The organism is Streptomyces sp. DH12 (assembly GCF_020873895.1).
In the GTDB taxonomy this organism is placed as follows: domain Bacteria; phylum Actinomycetota; class Actinomycetes; order Streptomycetales; family Streptomycetaceae; genus Streptomyces.
In genome coordinates this window covers 1-901 of record NZ_JAHWGT010000150.1, presented here as the reverse complement: position 1 = coordinate 901, position 901 = coordinate 1, and the positions used below count along the sequence as shown (strand labels likewise).

At 73.8% G+C, this 901-nt stretch carries 2 pseudogenes; both read left to right on the top strand.

Going from position 1 to position 901, the window contains the following annotated elements:
- Positions 1–335: pseudogene (locus LPA54_RS33130) on the top strand (ABC transporter permease); the annotation flags it as partial.
- Between the two features lie 83 nt (positions 336–418).
- Positions 419–901 (top strand): annotated as a pseudogene (locus tag LPA54_RS33125) (sensor histidine kinase); the annotation flags it as partial.

Genomic DNA, 901 nt, shown 5'->3' with positions numbered 1-901 from the left:
GGCTGCTGCTGGGCCTCGTGCTCAGCGCGGCGCTCGCCGCCGTCACCGCGAGCTGGACGCGCACCGGCGAGAGCGCCCAGGTCACGCCCATGCCGCTGCTGATCGTGTCGATGCTGGGCTCCGGAATGTTCGTCCCGCTGGAACTGTTCCCGGACCGTCTGGCGTCGGTCTGCGAGCTGCTGCCGCTGACCCCGGTCGTCAGTCTGGTGCGCGGTGGCTGGACCGGCGACCTCACGGCCGGGGAGTCCCTCGGGGCCCTCGTGATCGCCCTGGCCTGGACCGCCCTGGCGGTGTTTGCTGTACGGCGGCGGTTCCGCTGGGAGCCGCGGCGCTGAGGCGCAGGCAGGGTCAGGGACGGCCGCGCGCACCACGGTGACGGGTGCGGCGGCAGGACATCGGTTACGGACAGGAGCGGTGGATGGGCGGCCCGGGCGGCTGGTGGGGGCGCAAGAGCACGCCCGCCAAGGTGGAGACGTACACGCGGTGGTCGTTCCACTTCATCGCGCTGTCCGAGCCGACGGTGATCGGTGTGACCGCCTTCGGCCATGTGGAGGCGCGGTTCGCGCTGCTGCTGATGGTGCCGGTCGCGGCGCATGTCGCGCTGGCCATGGTGACCGCCTCCCGCGCCCTGGACTGGACGTGCGGCCGGCGACCCCAGCCGCTGCGGCTGCTGTGGGCGCTCGGCGCCGTGACCGCCGCGCTCGCCGTCACCGCCCTCGTCCTCAGCCGGCACGGACCCGGCGGGGAGGACACGGCCACCGTCCTGGGCTCGGTCTTCGGCGCCACGCTCAGCTACGGCGTCGGCATGATGGCCCTCGGTGTGAAGGACCGGCGGAACGTCGTCCGGCTCGTTCTCGGGTACGGGGCGGGCGCGGGTCTGGTGGCCTGGCCGGTCGGCATG